The 17,403-nt window shown below is 72.0% G+C and carries 14 protein-coding genes, 2 tRNA genes and 1 pseudogene; 10 read left to right on the forward strand and 7 right to left on the reverse strand.

Features of this window, described 5'->3' with window-relative positions; all coding sequences use genetic code 11:
- Positions 1-3: 3 nt before the first annotated feature.
- The 6 genes and pseudogenes from ABZ374_RS14210 to ABZ374_RS14235 all read left to right on the forward strand — a co-directional run bounded on the left by ABZ374_RS14210 (position 4) and on the right by ABZ374_RS14235 (position 6,846).
- The gene (locus ABZ374_RS14210; protein ID WP_360310569.1) at positions 4-1,170 is read left to right on the forward strand and encodes a helix-turn-helix domain-containing protein; all 1,167 of its coding nucleotides are present in this window, start codon (positions 4-6) and stop codon (positions 1,168-1,170) included.
- A gap of 97 nt (positions 1,171-1,267) precedes the next feature.
- A pseudogene (locus ABZ374_RS14215) lies at positions 1,268-2,179 on the forward strand (ACP S-malonyltransferase); the annotation flags it as partial.
- A 343-nt stretch (positions 2,180-2,522) separates the two neighbouring features.
- Positions 2,523-3,533 (forward strand): beta-ketoacyl-ACP synthase III, encoded by a 1,011-nt coding sequence (locus ABZ374_RS14220; RefSeq protein ID WP_360310571.1) that lies wholly within the window; start codon positions 2,523-2,525, stop codon positions 3,531-3,533.
- Between the two features lie 79 nt (positions 3,534-3,612).
- Positions 3,613-3,861: an acyl carrier protein gene (locus ABZ374_RS14225; protein WP_020553211.1), complete on the forward strand. Its 249-nt coding sequence runs from the start codon at positions 3,613-3,615 to the stop codon at positions 3,859-3,861.
- A gap of 134 nt (positions 3,862-3,995) precedes the next feature.
- On the forward strand, positions 3,996-5,297 hold the full coding sequence (fabF, locus tag ABZ374_RS14230) for a beta-ketoacyl-ACP synthase II (protein WP_360310573.1): 1,302 nt from the start codon (positions 3,996-3,998) through the stop codon (positions 5,295-5,297).
- Between the two features lie 103 nt (positions 5,298-5,400).
- Positions 5,401-6,846: a carboxyl transferase domain-containing protein gene (locus ABZ374_RS14235; RefSeq protein WP_360310755.1), complete on the forward strand. Its 1,446-nt coding sequence runs from the start codon at positions 5,401-5,403 to the stop codon at positions 6,844-6,846.
- 163 nt (positions 6,847-7,009) lie between these two features.
- Here the strand turns inward: ABZ374_RS14235 and ABZ374_RS14240 are convergent, their stop codons facing one another.
- On the reverse strand, positions 7,010-7,504 hold the full coding sequence (locus tag ABZ374_RS14240) for a DUF3145 domain-containing protein (RefSeq protein WP_026218798.1): 495 nt from the start codon (positions 7,502-7,504) through the stop codon (positions 7,010-7,012).
- Between the two features lie 328 nt (positions 7,505-7,832).
- Here ABZ374_RS14240 and ABZ374_RS14245 point away from each other — a divergent pair, with 328 nt between their 5' ends.
- Entirely contained in the window at positions 7,833-8,816 is a 984-nt protein-coding gene (locus ABZ374_RS14245) for an SGNH/GDSL hydrolase family protein (protein ID WP_360310575.1), read from the forward strand.
- A gap of 166 nt (positions 8,817-8,982) precedes the next feature.
- On the opposite strand, the gene ABZ374_RS14250 is transcribed toward ABZ374_RS14245, so the two are convergent.
- A tRNA-Ile gene (locus tag ABZ374_RS14250) sits at positions 8,983-9,056 on the reverse strand.
- 256 nt (positions 9,057-9,312) lie between these two features.
- Between ABZ374_RS14250 and ABZ374_RS14255 the strand changes: the two genes are divergently transcribed.
- A complete protein-coding gene (locus tag ABZ374_RS14255; RefSeq protein ID WP_360310577.1) occupies positions 9,313-10,257 on the forward strand; it encodes an NADP-dependent oxidoreductase in 945 nt (314 codons plus the stop codon).
- Between the two features lie 38 nt (positions 10,258-10,295).
- Here the strand turns inward: ABZ374_RS14255 and ABZ374_RS14260 are convergent, their stop codons facing one another.
- The gene (locus tag ABZ374_RS14260) at positions 10,296-11,270 is read right to left on the reverse strand and encodes an LLM class flavin-dependent oxidoreductase (RefSeq protein WP_360310579.1); all 975 of its coding nucleotides are present in this window, start codon (positions 11,268-11,270) and stop codon (positions 10,296-10,298) included.
- A gap of 107 nt (positions 11,271-11,377) precedes the next feature.
- Between ABZ374_RS14260 and ABZ374_RS14265 the strand changes: the two genes are divergently transcribed.
- Complete coding sequence (locus ABZ374_RS14265; protein ID WP_360310581.1) at positions 11,378-11,914, forward strand: nuclear transport factor 2 family protein; 537 nt, start codon at positions 11,378-11,380, stop codon at positions 11,912-11,914.
- A gap of 57 nt (positions 11,915-11,971) precedes the next feature.
- Here ABZ374_RS14265 and ABZ374_RS14270 read toward each other — a convergent pair.
- Positions 11,972-12,047, reverse strand: a tRNA-Asn gene (locus ABZ374_RS14270).
- A 162-nt stretch (positions 12,048-12,209) separates the two neighbouring features.
- Here ABZ374_RS14270 and ABZ374_RS14275 point away from each other — a divergent pair.
- Entirely contained in the window at positions 12,210-12,509 is a 300-nt protein-coding gene (locus ABZ374_RS14275; protein ID WP_360310583.1) for a YtxH domain-containing protein, read from the forward strand.
- 148 nt (positions 12,510-12,657) lie between these two features.
- On the opposite strand, the gene ABZ374_RS14280 is transcribed toward ABZ374_RS14275, so the two are convergent.
- From ABZ374_RS14280 to dnaG, 3 genes are all read right to left on the reverse strand, one after another.
- Positions 12,658-14,130, reverse strand: a complete 1,473-nt coding sequence (locus ABZ374_RS14280) for an FGGY family carbohydrate kinase (RefSeq protein WP_360310585.1) — start codon at positions 14,128-14,130, stop codon at positions 12,658-12,660.
- A gap of 61 nt (positions 14,131-14,191) precedes the next feature.
- Positions 14,192-15,319, reverse strand: coding sequence for a sigma-70 family RNA polymerase sigma factor (locus ABZ374_RS14285; RefSeq protein WP_360310587.1), 1,128 nt, complete (start codon positions 15,317-15,319; stop codon positions 14,192-14,194).
- Between the two features lie 139 nt (positions 15,320-15,458).
- Positions 15,459-17,393: a DNA primase gene (dnaG, locus tag ABZ374_RS14290; protein WP_360310589.1), complete on the reverse strand. Its 1,935-nt coding sequence runs from the start codon at positions 17,391-17,393 to the stop codon at positions 15,459-15,461.
- Positions 17,394-17,403 lie beyond the last annotated feature (10 nt).

The raw sequence follows: 17,403 nt of genomic DNA on the forward strand, positions 1-17,403 counted from the left end.
CCCGTGACCTCCAAGCCCGATTTGCGTGCCGCCACCGTCCGCAGGCTGGAGAAGTCCGCCGGCGCGCTCGCCGGAGCGGCCCTGGCCAAGATGGACGAGGCACTGCCCTGGTACCGGGACATGCCCGCGGACAACCGCTCCTGGATCGGTCTGGTCGCCCAGGCCGGCATCTCCGCGTTCACCGAATGGTTCCGGCACCCCGAGACGCCGCAGAAGGTCAGCGCCGACGTCTTCGGCACCGCACCGCGCGAGTTGACCCGCACCATCACGCTGCCGCACACGGTGGAATTGATCCGCACCACGATCGAGGTGGTCGAGGCCGAGATCGCCACGCTGGCCGCGCCCGGCTACGAACAGGCGCTGCGCGAGGCGCTGCTGCTGTACTCCCGCGAGATCGCCTTCGCCACCGCGCAGGTCTACGCCCACGCCGCCGAGACGCGCGGCGCGTGGGACGCGCGGCTGGAGGCGCTGGTCGTGCACTCGTTGTTGCGGGGCGAGGCGGACGAGGGCATCCTCTCCCGCGCCTCGGCACTGGGCTGGGGTTCGCCGGACTCGGTCATGGTGGTGGTGGGCAACGCGCCGGACGCGGACTCGCAGGCGGTGGTGGACGGCATCCACCGCGCGGGGCGACACGCCCGACTCAACGTGCTCACCGGCGTCCAGGGCGAACGCCTCGTGGTGATCCTGGGTGGCACCGACGATCCGATCCGGGCCACCCGCTCGCTGATCGGCCAGTTCGGCCCGGGCCCGGTGGTGGTCGGCCCCGAGGTACCGGACCTGCTGGCCGCGGTGCGCTCGGCCCAGGCCGCGATGTCGGGACACCGGGCGTGCGTGGCGTGGCCGGACGCTCCGCGCCCGGTGTCCGCCGACGATCTCCTGCCCGAACGCGCGCTCGCGGGTGACGCGGAGGCTCGGGAGCAGTTGGTGGAGGAGATCTACATACCTCTGCACGCGGCGGGCTCCGCACTGTTGGAGACACTCTCCGTGTACCTGGAGCAGGCGGCGAGCCTGGAGGGGGCCGCCAGAATGCTCTTCGTACATCCGAATACCGTGCGCTACCGGCTGCGACGTGTGGTCGACGTGACCGGACTCGTACCGACGGAGACCCGTTCCGCATTCACCCTCCAGGTCTCACTGATCCTCGGCCGGCTCGCCGCAATCGAGATCTAGTCGAGACACTCTTGTAGGAAACCCACAAAGCCACCATCGGATCTTCGTCCCTGCCGATAAGGGGCTCACACCCCTCGCAGGAGAGAGGCTTGACCTCGTGCTCGTACTCGTCGCTCCCGGACAGGGCGCCCAGACGCCCGGATTCCTCGCCCCTTGGCTCGACCTCGACGGCGTGGCCGATCGGCTGCGCTGGTGGTCTGCCGTCACGGGCCTCGATCTGATCCACTACGGCACCAAGGCCGACGCGGACGAGATCCGGGACACGGCGGTGGCCCAACCGCTGCTCGTGGCCTCGGGTCTGGTGGCCGCCCTCGCCCTGTTCCCGCACCCCTCCGACGCCTACCGCGTGGTCGGCGCCGCCGCCGGCCACAGCGTCGGCGAGCTGACCGCCGCCGCGGGCACCGGCGTGATCACCGCCGAGTCGGCGATGACCATCGTGCGTGAGCGCGGCAAGGCGATGGCCGCCGCAGCGGCCGTCACGCAGACCGGCATGAGCGCGGTGCTCGGCGGCGACCCGGAGACCGTACTCGCCAAGATCACCGAACACGGGCTGACCCCGGCGAACATGAACGGCGCGGGCCAGATCGTCGCCGCCGGCACCCTGGAGCAGCTCGCCGCGTTCGCCGCCGACCCGCCGGAGAAGGCCCGCGTGCGTCCGCTCGCGGTGGCCGGCGCCTTCCACACCGAGCACATGGCCTCCGCGGTGGACCGGCTGGCCGAGCTGGTTCCGGGCGTCACCGTGCGCGACCCGCGCACCCCGTTCATCTCCAACTCCGACGGCGCCGTGCTGCACGACGGCCGCGACGTGGTCAAGCGGCTGGTCACCCAGGTCTCCAACCCGGTGCGCTGGGACCTGTGCATGGAGACCATGAAGGACCTGGGTGTCACCGGGCTGATCGAGGTGGCCCCGGCCGGCACCCTGACCGGTCTGGCCAAGCGCGCCCTGCCCGGCGTGGAGACGGTCGCCCTCAAGACCCCGGACGACCTGGAGGCCGCCCGCAAGCTGGTCGAGCGGCACGGCAGCCCCAGCACGATCGACGCCTCGCCCACGTGGCGCCTGGTGGTCGCGCCGTTCAAGGGCGTCATCGAGCTCACCGACATCAAGTCGGGCGACGCTCTCGCGCCCGGTGCCCGGGTCGCCACGGTGCGCTCGCACCGCGACGAGCAGAGCATCACCGTTCCGCACGGCGGCACCGTGGTCGAGTGGCTCGTCGAGGACGGCGACCCGGTCGCCCCCGGCATGCCGCTGTTGCGCATCCACCCGCAGAGCTCGCCGTGATCCTCGTCGCGACATCCGCTTCGCATCCGGCCGCGAACCCACCCGGCCTCGAACCCGTACGGGAGGACCACGCGTGACCGCTTCCATCACCCCTCGCGCCGGAGCCGCGCACGCGCGCATCCTCGGTGTCGGCGGGTATCGCCCGGCTCGGATCGTGCCCAACTCCGAGCTGGTGGACCGGATCGACTCGTCCGACGAGTGGATCCAGAGCCGTTCCGGGATCAAGACCCGGCGCTGGGCGTCCGCGGAGGAGACCGTCGCGGAGATGTCCATCGCCGCGGCCGGCAAGGCCCTCGCGCACGCCGGTCTGGACGCCTCCCAGGTGGGCTGCGTGATCGTCTCGACGGTCACCCACCTCAAGCAGACCCCGGCGATCGCGACCGAAATCGCGCACCGACTGGGCGCGGGCGGCGGGCGGGCGGCGGCGTTCGACGTCTCCGCGGCCTGCGCCGGCTTCTGCTACGGCGTCACGCTGGCCAGTGACATGGTCCGCGGCGGCAGTGCCGAGTACGTCCTGGTGATCGGGGTCGAGCGACTGAGCGACCTGACCAACCTGGCCGACCGCGGCACCGCGTTCATCTTCGGCGACGGCGCGGGCGCCGTGGTGATCGGCCCCTCCGCCACACCGGGCATCGGTCCCGTCGTGTGGGGTTCGGACGGCTCGCAGTCCGAGGCGATCACCCAGACCGTCGACTGGAACGACCTGCGCGACCGGCCCGAGCAGGACTTCCCCACGCTCAAGATGGAGGGCCAGAAGGTCTTCCGGTGGGCCGTGTGGGAGATGGCCAAGGTGTGCGAACAGGCGCTGGACGCCGCCGGCGTCAAGGCCGAGGACCTGGACGCGTTCATCCCGCACCAGGCCAACATGCGCATCACCGACGCGATGATCAAGGCGCTGAAGCTGCCCGCCGAGGTGCCGGTCGCCCGGGACATCGCCGAGAACGGCAACACCTCCGCCGCGTCCATCCCGCTCGCCATGGAGCGCATGCTCGAAAGCGGCGAAGCGGTCAGCGGCGGAACGGCACTGATCATGGGATTCGGGGCCGGCCTCGTCTACGCGGGCCAGGTCATTACGCTTCCGTAGTCCCCTGTCGGTCGTCGCCGGCCGGACGAGCAACAAAAGCATTACCCGTCACCGCAGAAGATTCGATTCAAGGAGCAACATGGCTGCCAGCCAGGAAGAGGTCCTCACGGGCCTCGCCGACATCGTCAACGAGATCGCCGGCGTCCCGCAGGACGAGGTCGAGCTGGACAAGTCGTTCATCGACGACCTGGACGTGGACTCGCTGTCGATGGTCGAGGTCGTCGTGGCGGCCGAGGAGAAGTTCGAGGTCAAGATCCCGGACGACGACGTCAAGGGCCTCAAGACCGTCCGCGACGCGGTCGACTACATCGTCAAGGCCGCCGCCTAGTTCGCAAGTAGCGCCGGCCGTTCTCCGGGCCGGACCCGCACCCGCGAGTCCGGCCCGGTCCGTCGCAGCCACACCGGGCCCCGGCCCGCCCACCGCCGGACCGCCCGAAACCACAGCGTGAGAGTGAGAAGACAGTGAAGTCGACCGAGCGCAACGATGCCGCGCGAACCGTGGTCGTCACCGGTCTGGGCGCGACCACGCCGGTCGGCGGCGATGTCGCGACCACGTGGTCCGCGCTGCTCGCGGGCACGTCCGGCGCGCGGGCGCTGACCGAGGAATGGGCCGAGCAACTGCCGGTGACCTTCGCCGCGCGGATCGCCGTCGAGCCGCTCGAGGTCATGCCCAAGGTCGAGGCACGTCGCCTGGACCGGTCCGGCCAGTTCGCGATGATCGCCGCGCGCGAGGCCTGGCTGGACGCCGGCTACGCGGCCAAGAACACCGCACCCGAGGACGCCCCGGACGCACCCGTGGTGGACCCGGTCCGTCTCGGCGTGGTCATCGCGTCCGGCATCGGCGGCGTCACCACCCTGCTCGACGCCTGGGACACCTTCCACGAGAAGGGCCCCCGTCGGGTCGGCCCGCTCACCGTCCCGATGCTCATGCCCAACAGCCCCGCCGCCAACGTCGGCATCGAGCTGGGCGCGCGGGCCGGTGTGCACACCCCCGTCAGCGCGTGCGCCTCCGGCGCCGAGGCGGTCGCCTACGGCCTGGAGATGATCCGTTCCGGCCGCGCCGACGTGGTGGTCTGCGGCGGCACCGAGGCGGCGATCCACCCGCTGCCGATGGCCGCCTTCGCGAACATGATGGCGATGTCCAAGCGCAACGACGAGCCGCAGCGCGCGTCGCGTCCGTACGACAAGGGCCGCGACGGCTTCGTGATGGGCGAGGGCGCGGGCGCCCTGGTCCTGGAGAGTGCCGAGTACGCGGCGGCCCGCGGCGCCCGGGTGTACGCCGAGGTCGCCGGCGCCGGACTCAGCTCCGACGGCCACCACATCGCCCAGCCCGAGCCGACCGGCCGCGACATCGCCCGCGCGATGGCCCTGGCCCTGGAGGACGGCGCGATCGACCCGGCGGAGGTCGTGCACGTGAACGCGCACGGCACCTCCACCCCGGCGGGCGACGTCACCGAGCTCAAGGCGATCCGCGCCACGCTGGGCGACGCGGCGGCCGACAAGGTCACCGTCACCAGCACCAAGTCGATGACCGGGCACCTGCTCGGCGGCACCGGCGCGGTCGAGTCGGTCGCCACGGTGCTCGCCCTGTACCACCGCACGGCACCGCCCACGATCAACGTGGACGACCTCGACGACGAGGTCGACCTGGACATCATCCGGGACGAGCCGCGCACGCTGCCCGACGGCAACGTCGTCGCCCTCAACAACTCGTTCGGCTTCGGCGGCCACAACGTCGTCGTCGCCTTCCGCCGGCTCGGGTGATCCCCGAGCTCCTTGCGCCGGTTCGCGAAGCGTGCCGCCGGGCCGCACCATGCCCGGCGCACGTGCCGCACTCGGCAGGACGGACCAGACAGCCGTGACCGTGATGGACAACCGACCCGGCACCGAGACCGCGTCCGCGCCCGCCGCCGGGCCCACCCGTCCGCACCGCGACGAGGACCCGCGCAACCCGAGACTGCGGCTGCGCAAGCTGGTCGACCCGGGATCGTACGAGGAGATCTCGGCCTACGAGACCACCTCCGGCACGCTCGCCTGCGTCGGCACCATCAACGGCGCCCGAGTGGTCGCCTACGCGTCGGACCCCACCGTCCAGGGCGGCGCGATGGGCGAGGCGGGCTGCGCCATCGTGGTCGAGGCGTACGAGCGCGCCATGGCCGAACAGGCACCGATCATCGCGCTGTTCCACTCCGGGGGCGCCCGCCTCCAGGAGGGGGTGGCCAGTCTGCACGCGGTGGGCCGGATCTTCCACGCGATGACCATGGCCTCGGGCCGGATCCCGCAGATCTCGGTCGTACTCGGCGCTGCCGCCGGCGGCGCGGCCTACGGGCCCGCGCTGACCGACATCGTGATCCTGGCCCCGGAGGGTCGGATCTTCGTCACCGGCCCGGACGTGGTCCGCTCGGTCACCGGCGAGGACGTCGACGCGCTGCGCCTGGGCGGCCCCGAGCCGCACGGCCGGCGCAGCGGGGTCGTGCACGTGGTCGCCGAGTCCGAGCAGGACGCGATCGACCGGGCCCGCGGCCTGGCCGACCTGCTGGCCAACCAGGGCGAGATCGACCCGGGCGCGCTGGACCGCCGCGAACTGGGCGCCCTGCTGCCCGAGTCGGCCAAACGCGCCTACGACGTGCACCCGGTCGTCGACGGCCTGCTGGACGAGCCCGGTCGGGAACTGCACCCCAAGTGGGCGCCGAACATCGTCACCACGCTCGGCCGGCTCGGCGGACGCACCGTCGGCCTGGTCGCGAACAACCCGTTGCGGCTGGGCGGTTGCCTGGACTCGGCGTCGGCCGAGAAGGCTTCCCGCTTCGTCCGCATGTGCGACGCGTTCGGGGTGCCGCTCGTGGTGGTCGTGGACGTGCCCGGCTACCTGCCCGGCGTGGGCCAGGAGTGGGACGGCGTGGTGCGCCGCGGCGCGAAGTTGCTGCACGCGTTCGGCGAGTGTGTGGTGCCGCGAGTGACGATGGTCACCCGCAAGGCGTACGGCGGCGCGTACATCGCGATGAACTCACGCTCGCTGGGCGCGACTCGGGTGTTGGCTTGGCCGACCGCCGAGGTCGCGGTGATGGGCGCGGTCGCCGCCGTGCGCATCCTGCACCGGCGCCGGCTCGCCGAGGTCCCGGACGAGCTGAGGCCGCAGGTCGAGCTGGAGCTGGCGGCCGAGCACGAGAAGGTCGCGGGCGGTCTGGACCGAGCGATCGAAATCGGCGTCGTGGACGAGGTGATCGACCCGGACGAGAGCCGGATCGCGATCGCGAAGGCGATCGCCGCCGCCCCGCCGGCCCGCGGCGCACACGGCAACATCCCACTGTAGAACCGGGCTCGGCACCAGTACCTCGGCGGCCCCGAATAGGCCCCAAGGCGGAGACACGAGGGGCCCTTCCGAATGATTCGGAAGGGCCCGCCTCGTCGGTATGTCTATACGTATGTCTTTTCCACGGCCGCTCCGGCCATCACCGCCGACCCGCCGGCCGGGCTCAGACCACCTGATGCAACCAACGCACCGGCGTGCCCTCCCCCGCGTAGCGGAAGGGCTCCAACTCGTCGTCCCACGGCTTGCCGAGCAGCTTCTCCACTTCGGAACGCAGGTCGACCTCGCCGCGCGCCGCGCGACCGAGCACCGCGCGCAGCCGATCCTCGGGGATCAGGATGTCGCCGTGCGCCCCCGTGACCGCGTGGAAGATACCGAGGTCGGGGGTGTTGCTGTAGCGCTCCCCCTCCGCGTTGGCCGAGGGCTCCTCGGTGGCCTCGAAGCGCAGCAGGTGCCACCCGCGCAGCGCCGAGGCAAGGCGCGACGCAGTACCGGGCGCGCCCTGCCAGGACAGTTCGGCCCGCAACATTCCGGGCGCCACCGGCTGGCGGACCCAGTCAAGACTCACGCGCACGCCAAGAACGCCCGCTGCCGCCCACTCGACGTGCGGGCACAGCGCACGCGGCGCGGAGTGCACGTAAAGAACTCCACGTGTCGTCACCGGGACCTCCAGGCTTCAAGGACGAGGTTCGCCTTCCCCAGCGGCCTCAACCCTTGTCTCGGACTGCCTGTTCGAATCCCGGTCTTCCATTGTGCCCCACAGACCACGGATGTACCACAGGCACCAGTTGCTGTCCGTAATCACATGTGGGCAATTGTCCGATGCGGAGGAACAATTCGTTACTCACCGTCTCGGAATGGTGAGCCACTGCACTCAACGTGCCCGGCCGTCGACAATGCCACTCCCGGCAGTGTCGGCCTTCACACGAAGGAGTGACGTGCCGTCGATGGACATCGTCGTGTCGATGCTAGGGGTCAGAGGGGGCGACGTGGGTGGGAAACGGCGAGTAGGGACGGCAACCGCGGCGATGGTCGCGGCGGTATTGACACTGTCCTCGTGCAACGACTCGGACGGGGGCAGGAGTGCCGCGCCGGCGGCGGTCGACGCCGACCACGCGGGCAAGCCGAGCGGGAGCCGAACCGGCGAGCAAACCGGGAAGCCCGGCAACCCGAGTGCGACCGAACAGCCCAACGGGAAGGCGCTGGTCCCGACACCGGACCCGCCGGCGACCGCGACCGTGCCGCCCCGGCCGCGCTCGATGGCCGCCCTGGGCGACTCGATCACGCGCGGTTTCGACTCGTGCGACCCGCTGCAGGACTGCCCGGACAAGTCGTGGGCCACCGGCACCTCGGCCGATGTGAACAGTCACGCCAAGCGGTTGCAGTTGCCCGCGGACGCGGTGTTCAACAACGCCGCGACCGGCGCCCGGATGTCGGATCTGGCGGGTCAGGCCCGCGAGGCGGTCCGGGAGCGGGCCGAATACGTGACGATCCTGATGGGCGCCAACGACGCGTGCCGCCGCACCGAGGCCGAGATGACCTCGCCGGGCACGTTCGAGAGCCAGTTCCGTGACGCGCTGTCGGTGTTGCGCGAGGGGCTGCCGCATGCGCGCGTGCTCGTGGTCAGCGTGCCCGATCTGGGGCGGATGTGGGAGACGGGCCACGACGAACTGGTGGCCCGCACGGTGTGGTCGCTGGCGAACGTGTGCCAGTCGATGCTGGAGGACCCGCGCTCGGCCAAGCCCGACGCGCTGGATCGCCGACAGCGGGTGCGCGATCGGGTGACCGCCTACAACGCGAAGTTGCGCGAGGTGTGTTCGACCTGGTCCAACTGCCGCTACGACGGCGGCGTGGTGAACACCCAGCGGTTCGGCAAGAACGACGTCAGCCACTGGGACTGGTTCCACCCCAGCGTGGCCGGTCAGCGCACGCTCGCGGAGGTGACGTCCCGCCAGGGATATACCTGGGGATAACCCATCCGAGTGATTTCCCTCCCGGAATCACTCACCGGCCCGCTAAGCTCTGACTCGACTACGGAAAAGAGTCGCTCGGCGACACAGAGCGACGAAGTCTGGTGACGAAAGCAGCCTACCGAGACATACCACGCGGGAGCACACACGAGACGCCGACCTGAATGGGTGGGGCGGGTGGGACTCGAACCCACGGCCAGAGGATTATGAGTCCCCTGCTCTAACCAGCTGAGCTACCGCCCCTCGCCGTCCGCTGCCGGACAACCTGAGGCAGCATAACCGGTCAGGCACGACCATCGCCCGGGGGGATCCTCGCGAGCGTGGTCTCATCCTGCCCGAAAGTGTTCGCATCCCGCCGTCGGGGCCGGCGCGCGCCACACCCCCGTGGATGGGCCGATCCAGGGGTTCGCACACCCGCTCGGCGCCACTCGTTTACGACCCGCCGGCTGCGGTCACTCGGGTGATCCCGTGATCCGTCACCTGTGCGAGGAGAACCACCATGCGCGCCGTCGCCGTGAACGAGTTCGGAGGCGACCCGAAGGTCGTCGATCTGGCGAAGCCGACACCCGGCAGGGGTGAGTTGCTCGTCGAGATCGCCGCCGCGGCGGTCAACCCGTTCGACTGGAAGGTCGCGGACGGCATGCTCGGCGGGTCGATGGAACACACGTTCCCGCTCGTGCTCGGGTCGGACTTCGCCGGCACGGTGGTCGACCTCGGTGCGGACACGACCCGATTCTCGGTCGGCGACCGGGTGTTCGGCTCGGTGCTGCGCGCGCCGGTCGGCGCGGTGGGCGCGTACGCCGAATTCCTGACCGTGCCCTCGGAGGGGCTGGTGGCCTCGGCCGCCGACCTGGATCCGGCCCGGGCCGCGGCGTTGCCCACCGCCGCCGGCACCGCGCTGGGCCTGCTGGAGGCGGGGGGCGTCCTGGCCGGGCAGACCGTCCTCCTGGTCGGCGCGGCCGGCGGCGTGGGCACCTTCGTGACCCAGCTCGCGGCGGCCCGCGACGTGCGGGTGCTCGCGGTCACCCGGGGCGTCGGCGCGGCCGGGATGGGTGCGCTCGGCGCCGCCGAGACCTACGACGCGGCCGATGGGATCGTGGTGGACAAGGTGCGCTCGGACCACCCCGACGGCGTGGACGCGCTGGTCGACCTGGTCTCCGGTGCGGCCGACTTCGCCGCGTACGCCCGGCTGATCCGGGACGGCGGGGTGGCCCTGAGCACCCAGTTCGTGGCCGACCCGGACGAACTGGGCCGCCGGGGGATCGAGGCGATCAACCACAACCAGAAGTCCACGGCCCGGTTGTACGACCGGCTGGCCGACGAGTTGCGCGCGCGCCGGATCACCGTGCCGATCGAGGCGCGCCTGCCGCTGTCCGACGCCCCGAGCGCGATCGCCCGCAGCCGCCTGGGCGGCGCCCGGGGCAAGACGGTGATCCTGCCGTAGTCACCGGGCCCGTCCGGCGGTGTCGGCCGGGCCGCCGGTCAGGCCAACAGCGGCGCCAACCGCGAGCACAGCGTGGTCACATGGGTGCGGACCAGTTCCTCGCCCATGCCGCTCAGCGACGCGAAGAACCACACCGTCTCGATCGGCGTATCGGCCACGTAGGCCCGGATCTCGCGCGCCGCGTCCTCGGGCGTCGCGTGCAGGAAGTGGCCGGGTGCGGCGGACAGGCCGCGGGCCCGCCACCGGTTCGGATCGATCGGGCGCGGCGGCGCGGCGTCGGTGCCCTCGACCGCGTACCGGTGATAGCCGTCCCACTGGTGCGCGAGATGCCGGGAGACCACCGGCCAGTCCCGTTCGGGGTCCTCGGTGATCCAGCCGTTCAGCAGTCCGGCCATCCGCGCGTCCGCCACGTCGTGGCCCGCCTCGCGCAGGCCGTCCAGGTAGGGCGCGGCCATCGCCGGGTTCGCGGTGAGCAGCGATTCGCCGAGCAGCCCGGCCCGACGCGCGCCCTGCGGGCCCTGGTAGCCCAGCCAGATCCGCGGTCGGCGCTGGACCGGCGCGGGTGTGATGGTCCCGCTCTCCCACAGTCGGCGGATCTCGCGGGCGCTCGCGTCGGTTGCCGCGAACCGGGTCCGGAGCAGTTCGGTCCGGTCGAAGAGGTCGTATTCGGGCTGCCGGTATCCGGTGCCGATGCCCAGTTCCAACCGGCCGCCGCCGATCAGGTCCACGATCGCGGCCTCCTCGGCCAGGTGCGCCGGGTGGCGCAGCGGCGCGATGGTGACGCCGGTGCCGATCCGGGCCCGCCGGGTGCGGGCGGCGATCGCGGCGGCCAGGGTGAGCGGCTGGCTGAGGTAGCCGTCCTCGAAGCCGTGGTGCTCGGTGGTCCAGATCGAGTGCACCCCGAGGCGGTCCGCCTCCTCGCACAGCTCCAGGGTGAAGGCGTACAGCCGGGACCAGTCCTGCCGCCACTCGACCGGATTGCGCAGGTCCAGGTAGATGCCGACGTTGACCATGCGACGCTCCCCATGGGTGGGTGCCGGGATCGGCTGACCCGGGGCAGCGCCTCGGCCGGCCATCTGACACGGTGATATCTGACTGACCGTCAGCTTACGGAGGCAGCGTGTCCGACCCGATCACCGCCCGGCTCGATCGCCTGGAGGCGCACGAGCAGATCCGCCAACTCGCGGCCCGCTACGCACTCGCGCTGGACAGTCGGGATGTGCCGGCGCTGGCCGCGCTGTTCGTGGACGACGTGCGCACCGGTGACGGCGGAGTCGGGCGGGACGCGCTGGCCCGGTGGTTCGACCCGGTGCTGCGTCCGTACGGGATCACCTTCCACCTGATCGGCAACCACGTGATCGACCTGGTGGACGAGGATCACGCCACCGGCGTGGTCTACTGCCGCCCCGAACACGAGGTGGGCGAGTTGTGGGTGGTGATGCCGATGCAGTACCAGGACCGCTACGAACGGCGGGACGGGCGCTGGTACTTCCGCAGCCGCAAGCCCCGGGTGTTCTACGCGGCGGACGTCCTGGAGCACCCGCTGTCGGTGCCCGACCGGTTCCACTTCCCGAACAACCCGATGATCACCGACGCCCAACTGCCGCAGGCGTGGGCGTCGTGGCGGGAGTTCTGGGCGCGCACCGGGAGCGAGTGAGTCGGGGCCGGCTGCAACGCACGAGCGCCCGCCGGATGGATCCGGCGGGCGCTTCGGTGGCTCCCGCAATTGGACTCGAACCAATAACCTGCCGGTTAACAGCCGGCTGCTCTGCCAATTGAGCTATGCGGGATTGCGTCGGACCGTTGGGCGGTCGCTGCGTGGAATACATTAGCGCATTCCCGGGGGTGGCCCGCACCAGGGTTTTTCCGGTAGGACCTCACAGGTTGCCTACGCACCGCGCCCGGGTAGGCGCTGACGTGCACGGGCGGGACACACGACCGCGGAGGACATCATGATCAACAAGCTCACCTTCGTCACCGGCCTCGCCGTCGGCTACGTACTGGGGACCAAGGCGGGGCGCGAGCGCTACGAGCAGATCCGGAAGTTGTCCGGCACGGTGGCGGCCAGCCCGCCCGCCCGCAAGGCCGGACACGCGGCGGCCGGACTCGGCCGCGAGGCGGGCGCCAAGGCCGGTCGGGCGATCGGCGAGCACCTGCCCGAGCGGGTGGGACGGCACCTGCCGGACCGCTTCGTCCGGCAGGGCACGAACGGCACCTCGGTGACGTCCGCGCGCTACGGACAGGGCCTGTAGAGGCTCGCCGGGACGGTGGTGGGGTCGCCGCTGTCCCGGCGGCCTGCGGAAATCGAGCGGTGCGCCGATCGACGGCATCGGCCGGGTGAGCCCGGGTGAGCCGGTGGGGCCGGGCAGCGGAATCGCCTGGCGGCCTTCGCCTGCCCGATCACCCCCGGCGGTGGCGCCCGCCCAGTTCCGCCCCCTCGCGCGGCGGCGGTACCGCGCCCGGATGCAGCCGGTCGCGCACCTCGCGATACTGCGCCCGGACCGCGTCGCCGAACGCGAGTTCCTCCTCGTCGGGCTCCACGAAGGTGCCCACTCCCGAGGCCCACGCCGGCAGCGCCCCGAACAGCGCCCACGCGGCCTGTCGGGCCGCGCCCTGGGCCACGTAGCGTCCGGCGAGCGCCGCCGCGGGCACCGCGGTGGGCATGCCGAGCAGGGCAGGCGCGATCGTGGACACCGCCGCCGAGCGGGCCCCGGGGCCGACCAGGATCACCCGCTCCACCGCCACGTCCCGGTCGCGCAGCACGTCCAGCGAATCCGAGATGCCGCACAACATGCCCTCCACCGAGGCCCGGGCGAGCGCCTGCGGGGTCATGCTCTCCGGGCGCAGTCCGGTGAGCGTGCCCGCCGCGTGCGGCAGGTCGGGGATCTGCTCGCCGTCGAGGTAGGGCAGCAGGACCAGTCCGCAGGCGCCGGGTGTGCACTCCAGCGCCGCCCGGTCGAACGCCTCGGCGTCCAGCCCCAGCATCGACGCGGTTCCGCGCAACACCCGGGCCGCGTTGAGGGTGCGGGTCAGCGACAGGTGGCGTCCGGTGGCGTCGGCGTAGGAGGCGACCACGCCGGTGGGGTCGGCCAACGACACCGGGTGCGACGCGAACGCGGTGCCGATGGTGCCGATCGCGACCACCACGTCGCCGTCGGCCGGCCCCGCCCCGAGCGCCAGTGCCGCCTCGGCGCCCGTCCCGGCCGAGACCAGCACCCCCTCCGGGGTGCGCCCGGCGGCGCCGCCCGGCGGCAGCACGATCGGTGTGCGCGGCACCCGACCGATGGCCAGGTGCAGCAGATCCTCCCGCCACTCTCCCGTGGTGGCGTAGTAGCCGGTGGTGGAGGCGTCCGCGCGGTCGGTGACCGGGTCGGGCGGGCAGCCGAGCAACTGCCAGGTGACCCAGTCGTGCGGCAGCAGCACGGAGGCTATCCGGCCCACCGCCTCCGGTTCGAAGCGGGCGAAGCGGCGCAGTTGGGCGATCGCCGACGACGAGCGCGGCACCGACCCGGTCGCGGCGGTCCACGCGGCCGGCCCGCCGAGCCCGTCCACGAGGTCCGCGGCGGCTCCGGAGGCGCCGGGGTCGTCCGCGGGCAGGGGATGGCCCAGGATCACCCCCTGTGCGTCCAGCGGGACCGCGCCGTGGTTCTGCGCGGCCACCGCGATCGCGGCCACGTCGTCGAGGAGACCGCCCGCCGCGGCCTCGCCGAAGGCCCGCAGCCATGCCCCGGGCGTGGTCGCGGCGCCCTCGGCGTACGCGGCGCGCCCCTGGCGCAGTGGCGTACCGGTCTCGGCGTCGCAGACGAGGATGCGCAACTGGCGCGCCGAGCAGTGCACTCCGGCGACGAGGGTGGGTGTCGGGCTTGTCGGCATGGGCAGATTCTGACAGCAGCCGACCGAGCGCGACCCGACTCCCGGGCACAACGGTCGGGGATCAGTCGAGATAGCCCCGGAGTTGCTCGGAATAGGACCGCTCGCGCAGGCGGGACAGGGTGCGCGACTCGATCTGGCGTATGCGCTCGCGGGTCACCCCGAAGACCCGGCCGATCTCCTCCAGGGTGTGCGGTTCGCCATCGGCGAGGCCGTAACGCAGTTGCACCACCTGACGCTCGCGGTCCCCCAGCGTGGACAACAACGCCTCCAGGTGTTCGCGCAACATCAGGGCGGCGGCGGCCTCGGCCGGGGAGGTCGCGTCGGTGTCCTCGACGATGTCGCCCAACAGCACCTCGTCCTCGCCGACGGGGGTGTGCAGGGACACCGGTTCCTGGGCCAGCCGCAGGATCTCGGTGACCCGCGCGGCGGTCAGGTCGAGCACCCTGCCGACGTCCTCGGCGGTGGGTTCCTCGCCGCGTTCCTGGAGCAGTCGGCGCTGCACCCGGATCACCCGGTTGATCAGTTCGACCACGTGCACCGGGACCCGGATGGTGCGCGCCTGGTCGGCCAGCGCCCGGCTCATCGCCTGGCGGATCCACCAGGTCGCGTAGGTGGAGAACTTGTAGCCGCGGGTGTAGTCGAACTTCTCCACCGCCCGGATCAGGCCCAGGTTGCCCTCCTGGACCAGGTCGAGCAGGCCCAGGCCGCGCCCGACGTAGCGCTTGGCGATCGAGACCACCAGGCGCAGGTTGGCCTCGATCAGCCGGCGCTTGGCCCGCTCGCCGTCGTGCACCAGGGTGCTCAGCGCGTCGCGGGCGGCGGGGTCGGTGGGCGGGTCGGCGAGCAGGCGTTCGCCGGCGAACAGGCCGGCCTCGACCCGACGGGCCAGGTCGACCTCGTCCGCGGCGCTCAGCAGGGGCACCCGGCCGATCTCGCGCAGGTATTGGCGCAGCAGGTCGGCGGACGAGGCGCCGGATTCCGCGGGCTGCGGGGCGCTCTCGGGTTCGCCGTCGGCGGCCGGTCGCTCGACGTCTTCGGCCGCGGCCGGCGCGGGTGGTTCGGGTGGCGCGGTTCCTGGGGTGGCGTGCTCCGTGAGGACGGTGGCCGGGCCCGGTTCAGGCTCATCCGTCCGATCCGTGTGGGTGGGGTCGCCGCCGGGCGTTTTCCCCCCTCTGGTGTGCCGATGCACCTTCCCCAGTCTGCTGTACGAGGGGGCCTGCCGCCGAGGGTTGGGCGCGGAAATCTCGCCGGCACGGGGGCGATCCGGCCGATCGACGCGGCCCACCGGCCGGGTGGGGGCGGTTTTGCCCGGGCAGACGCCCCGGGGGTCAGCCGCCGGGGGCGTACAGCGCCTCGGCGCCTCGGTCGACCAGGGCGCGTTTGTACGTCTCCAGGGTGGTCAACTCCTGCCAGACCAGCGCGTATTCGTCCGCGTCGCGGACCGGGTCGATGCGCAGCAGGCGGGACTTGGCGTCGGCGATCCGGCGTTCGGCGGAGAACACCCGCAGCCGGACCAGGTTGCCGTCGGCGTAGGCCCGGTCCGGGTCGGCGGTGATGTGCGGGCTCTCCACGGCGAGTTCGGTGACCATGTGCCGCACGGTGTCGTCGGGGGCGGCGGTGCGCACCTCGGCGACCCAGTTCGGGGTCTGTGCGAGTTCGCAGCACACGCCGCCGGCGACGGCGATCGCCGCGCGCACGGCCGCGTACGCCGGCGCGGTGAACTCGTCGGCCTCGTAGTGGTCGAACGCCGGTGCGACCAACACCGGGGCCTGCAACGCCAGCTTGAGCACCTCGCGTTGCACGGCCTGGCACATGTCGCGCGGGTCCGGCCGGAAGCCGCCCGGTCGCGCTGCGGCCTGCGGTTGCCGGCCGGGCTGCGTGGGGGCCTGACCGGGCTGGGCGCCCCGCTCGCCGCGTGCGGCGCGCTCGCGCTGCCAGCGGTTGACCTGGGCGACCCGGGCGACCACGAACCGTTCGTCCAGGAAGCCGAGCATCGAGTCGAGCCGGACCGCGTAGGTGTGCCGCAGGGCCTGGTCCTTGATGCCCGCGATGACCGGTGCGGCGGCGTCCAGGGCGGCCACCCGGCCCTCGGCGGTGGACAGGTCGTGGCCCTCGATCCGGGACTTGATGGCGAACTCGAAGAGCGGGACGCGCGCGTCGATCAGGCCGAGCACGGCCTCGTCGCCGTGCGCCAGGCGCAGGTCGCACGGGTCCAGGCCGCGCGGCTCGACCGCGACGAAGGTGCGGGTGACGAACTTCTGGTCCTCCTCGAACGCCCGCAGCGCGGCCTTTTGGCCCGCCGCGTCGCCGTCGAAGGTGAAGATCACCTCGCCGCGGAACTCGCCGGAGTCCATCAGCAGTCGGCGCAGCACCTTGATGTGTTCGTCGCCGAAGGAGGTGCCGCACGTGGCGATCGCGGTACCCGCGCCGGCGAGGTGGCAGGCCATCACGTCGGTGTAGCCCTCGACGATGACCGCCCGGCCGGACTTGGCGATCTCCTTCTTGGCCAGGTCCAGGCCGTAGAGCACCTGGGACTTCTTGTAGATCGGCGTCTCGGGGGTGTTCAGGTACTTGGGACCGTTGTCGTCGTCGTAGAGCTTGCGCGCGCCGAAGCCGATCACGTCGCCGGTGATGTCGCGGATGGGCCAGATCAACCGGCCCCGGAAGCGGTCCATCGGCCCGTTGCGGCCCTCGCTGGCCAGGCCGCCCTCCAGCATCTCCTGCGGGGTGAAGCCCTTGCCGCGCAGGAAGCGCACCAGGTTTTCCCAGCCCTTGGGCGCGTAGCCGAGCGCGAAGCGTTCGGCGGCGTCCTGCTCGAAGCCTCGGTCGGCGAGGAATTGCCGGGCGGTCTGCGCCTCCGGAGTGCCGAGTTGATCGGCGAACCAGCGGGCGGCGATCTTGTGCGCCTCGACCAGGCGGGTGCGCCGGCCCTGTTGGCGGCCCGGCGTGTAGCCGCCCTCCTCGTAGCGCAGTTCGATGCCGTACTGCTGGGCCAGCCGCTCCACGGTCTCGGAGAACGTGGTGTGGTCCAGGCGCATGACGAAGTCGAGAACGTCGCCGCCCTCGCCGCAGCCGAAGCAGTACCAGAGGTTCTTCGCCGGGCTGACCTGGAAGGACGGGGACTTCTCGTCGTGGAAGGGGCACAGCCCCTTGAAGTTTCCTCCGCCCGCGTTGCGCAGTTGCAGGTGTTGTTCGGCGATCTCCGCGATGCGTGCCGTCTCGCGGACCCGCCTGACGTCTTCCTCACGGATACGGCCGGCCACGATCGTCGAG

The organism is Embleya sp. NPDC005971 (genome assembly GCF_040629175.1).
Classification (GTDB): domain Bacteria; phylum Actinomycetota; class Actinomycetes; order Streptomycetales; family Streptomycetaceae; genus Embleya.

What these genes read in the sequence shown, in the direction of transcription:
- ABZ374_RS14225 (WP_020553211.1), top strand. Translation starts at nt 3,613, where the DNA reads ATGGCTGCCAGCCAGGAAGAGGTCCTCACGGGCCTCGCCGACATCGTC.
- ABZ374_RS14235 (WP_360310755.1), top strand. Translation starts at nt 5,401, where the DNA reads ATGGACAACCGACCCGGCACCGAGACCGCGTCCGCGCCCGCCGCCGGG.
- ABZ374_RS14255 (WP_360310577.1), top strand. Translation starts at nt 9,313, where the DNA reads ATGCGCGCCGTCGCCGTGAACGAGTTCGGAGGCGACCCGAAGGTCGTC.
- ABZ374_RS14260 (WP_360310579.1), bottom strand. Translation starts at nt 11,270, where the DNA reads ATGGTCAACGTCGGCATCTACCTGGACCTGCGCAATCCGGTCGAGTGG.
- ABZ374_RS14275 (WP_360310583.1), top strand. Translation starts at nt 12,210, where the DNA reads ATGATCAACAAGCTCACCTTCGTCACCGGCCTCGCCGTCGGCTACGTA.
- ABZ374_RS14280 (WP_360310585.1), bottom strand. Translation starts at nt 14,130, where the DNA reads ATGCCGACAAGCCCGACACCCACCCTCGTCGCCGGAGTGCACTGCTCG.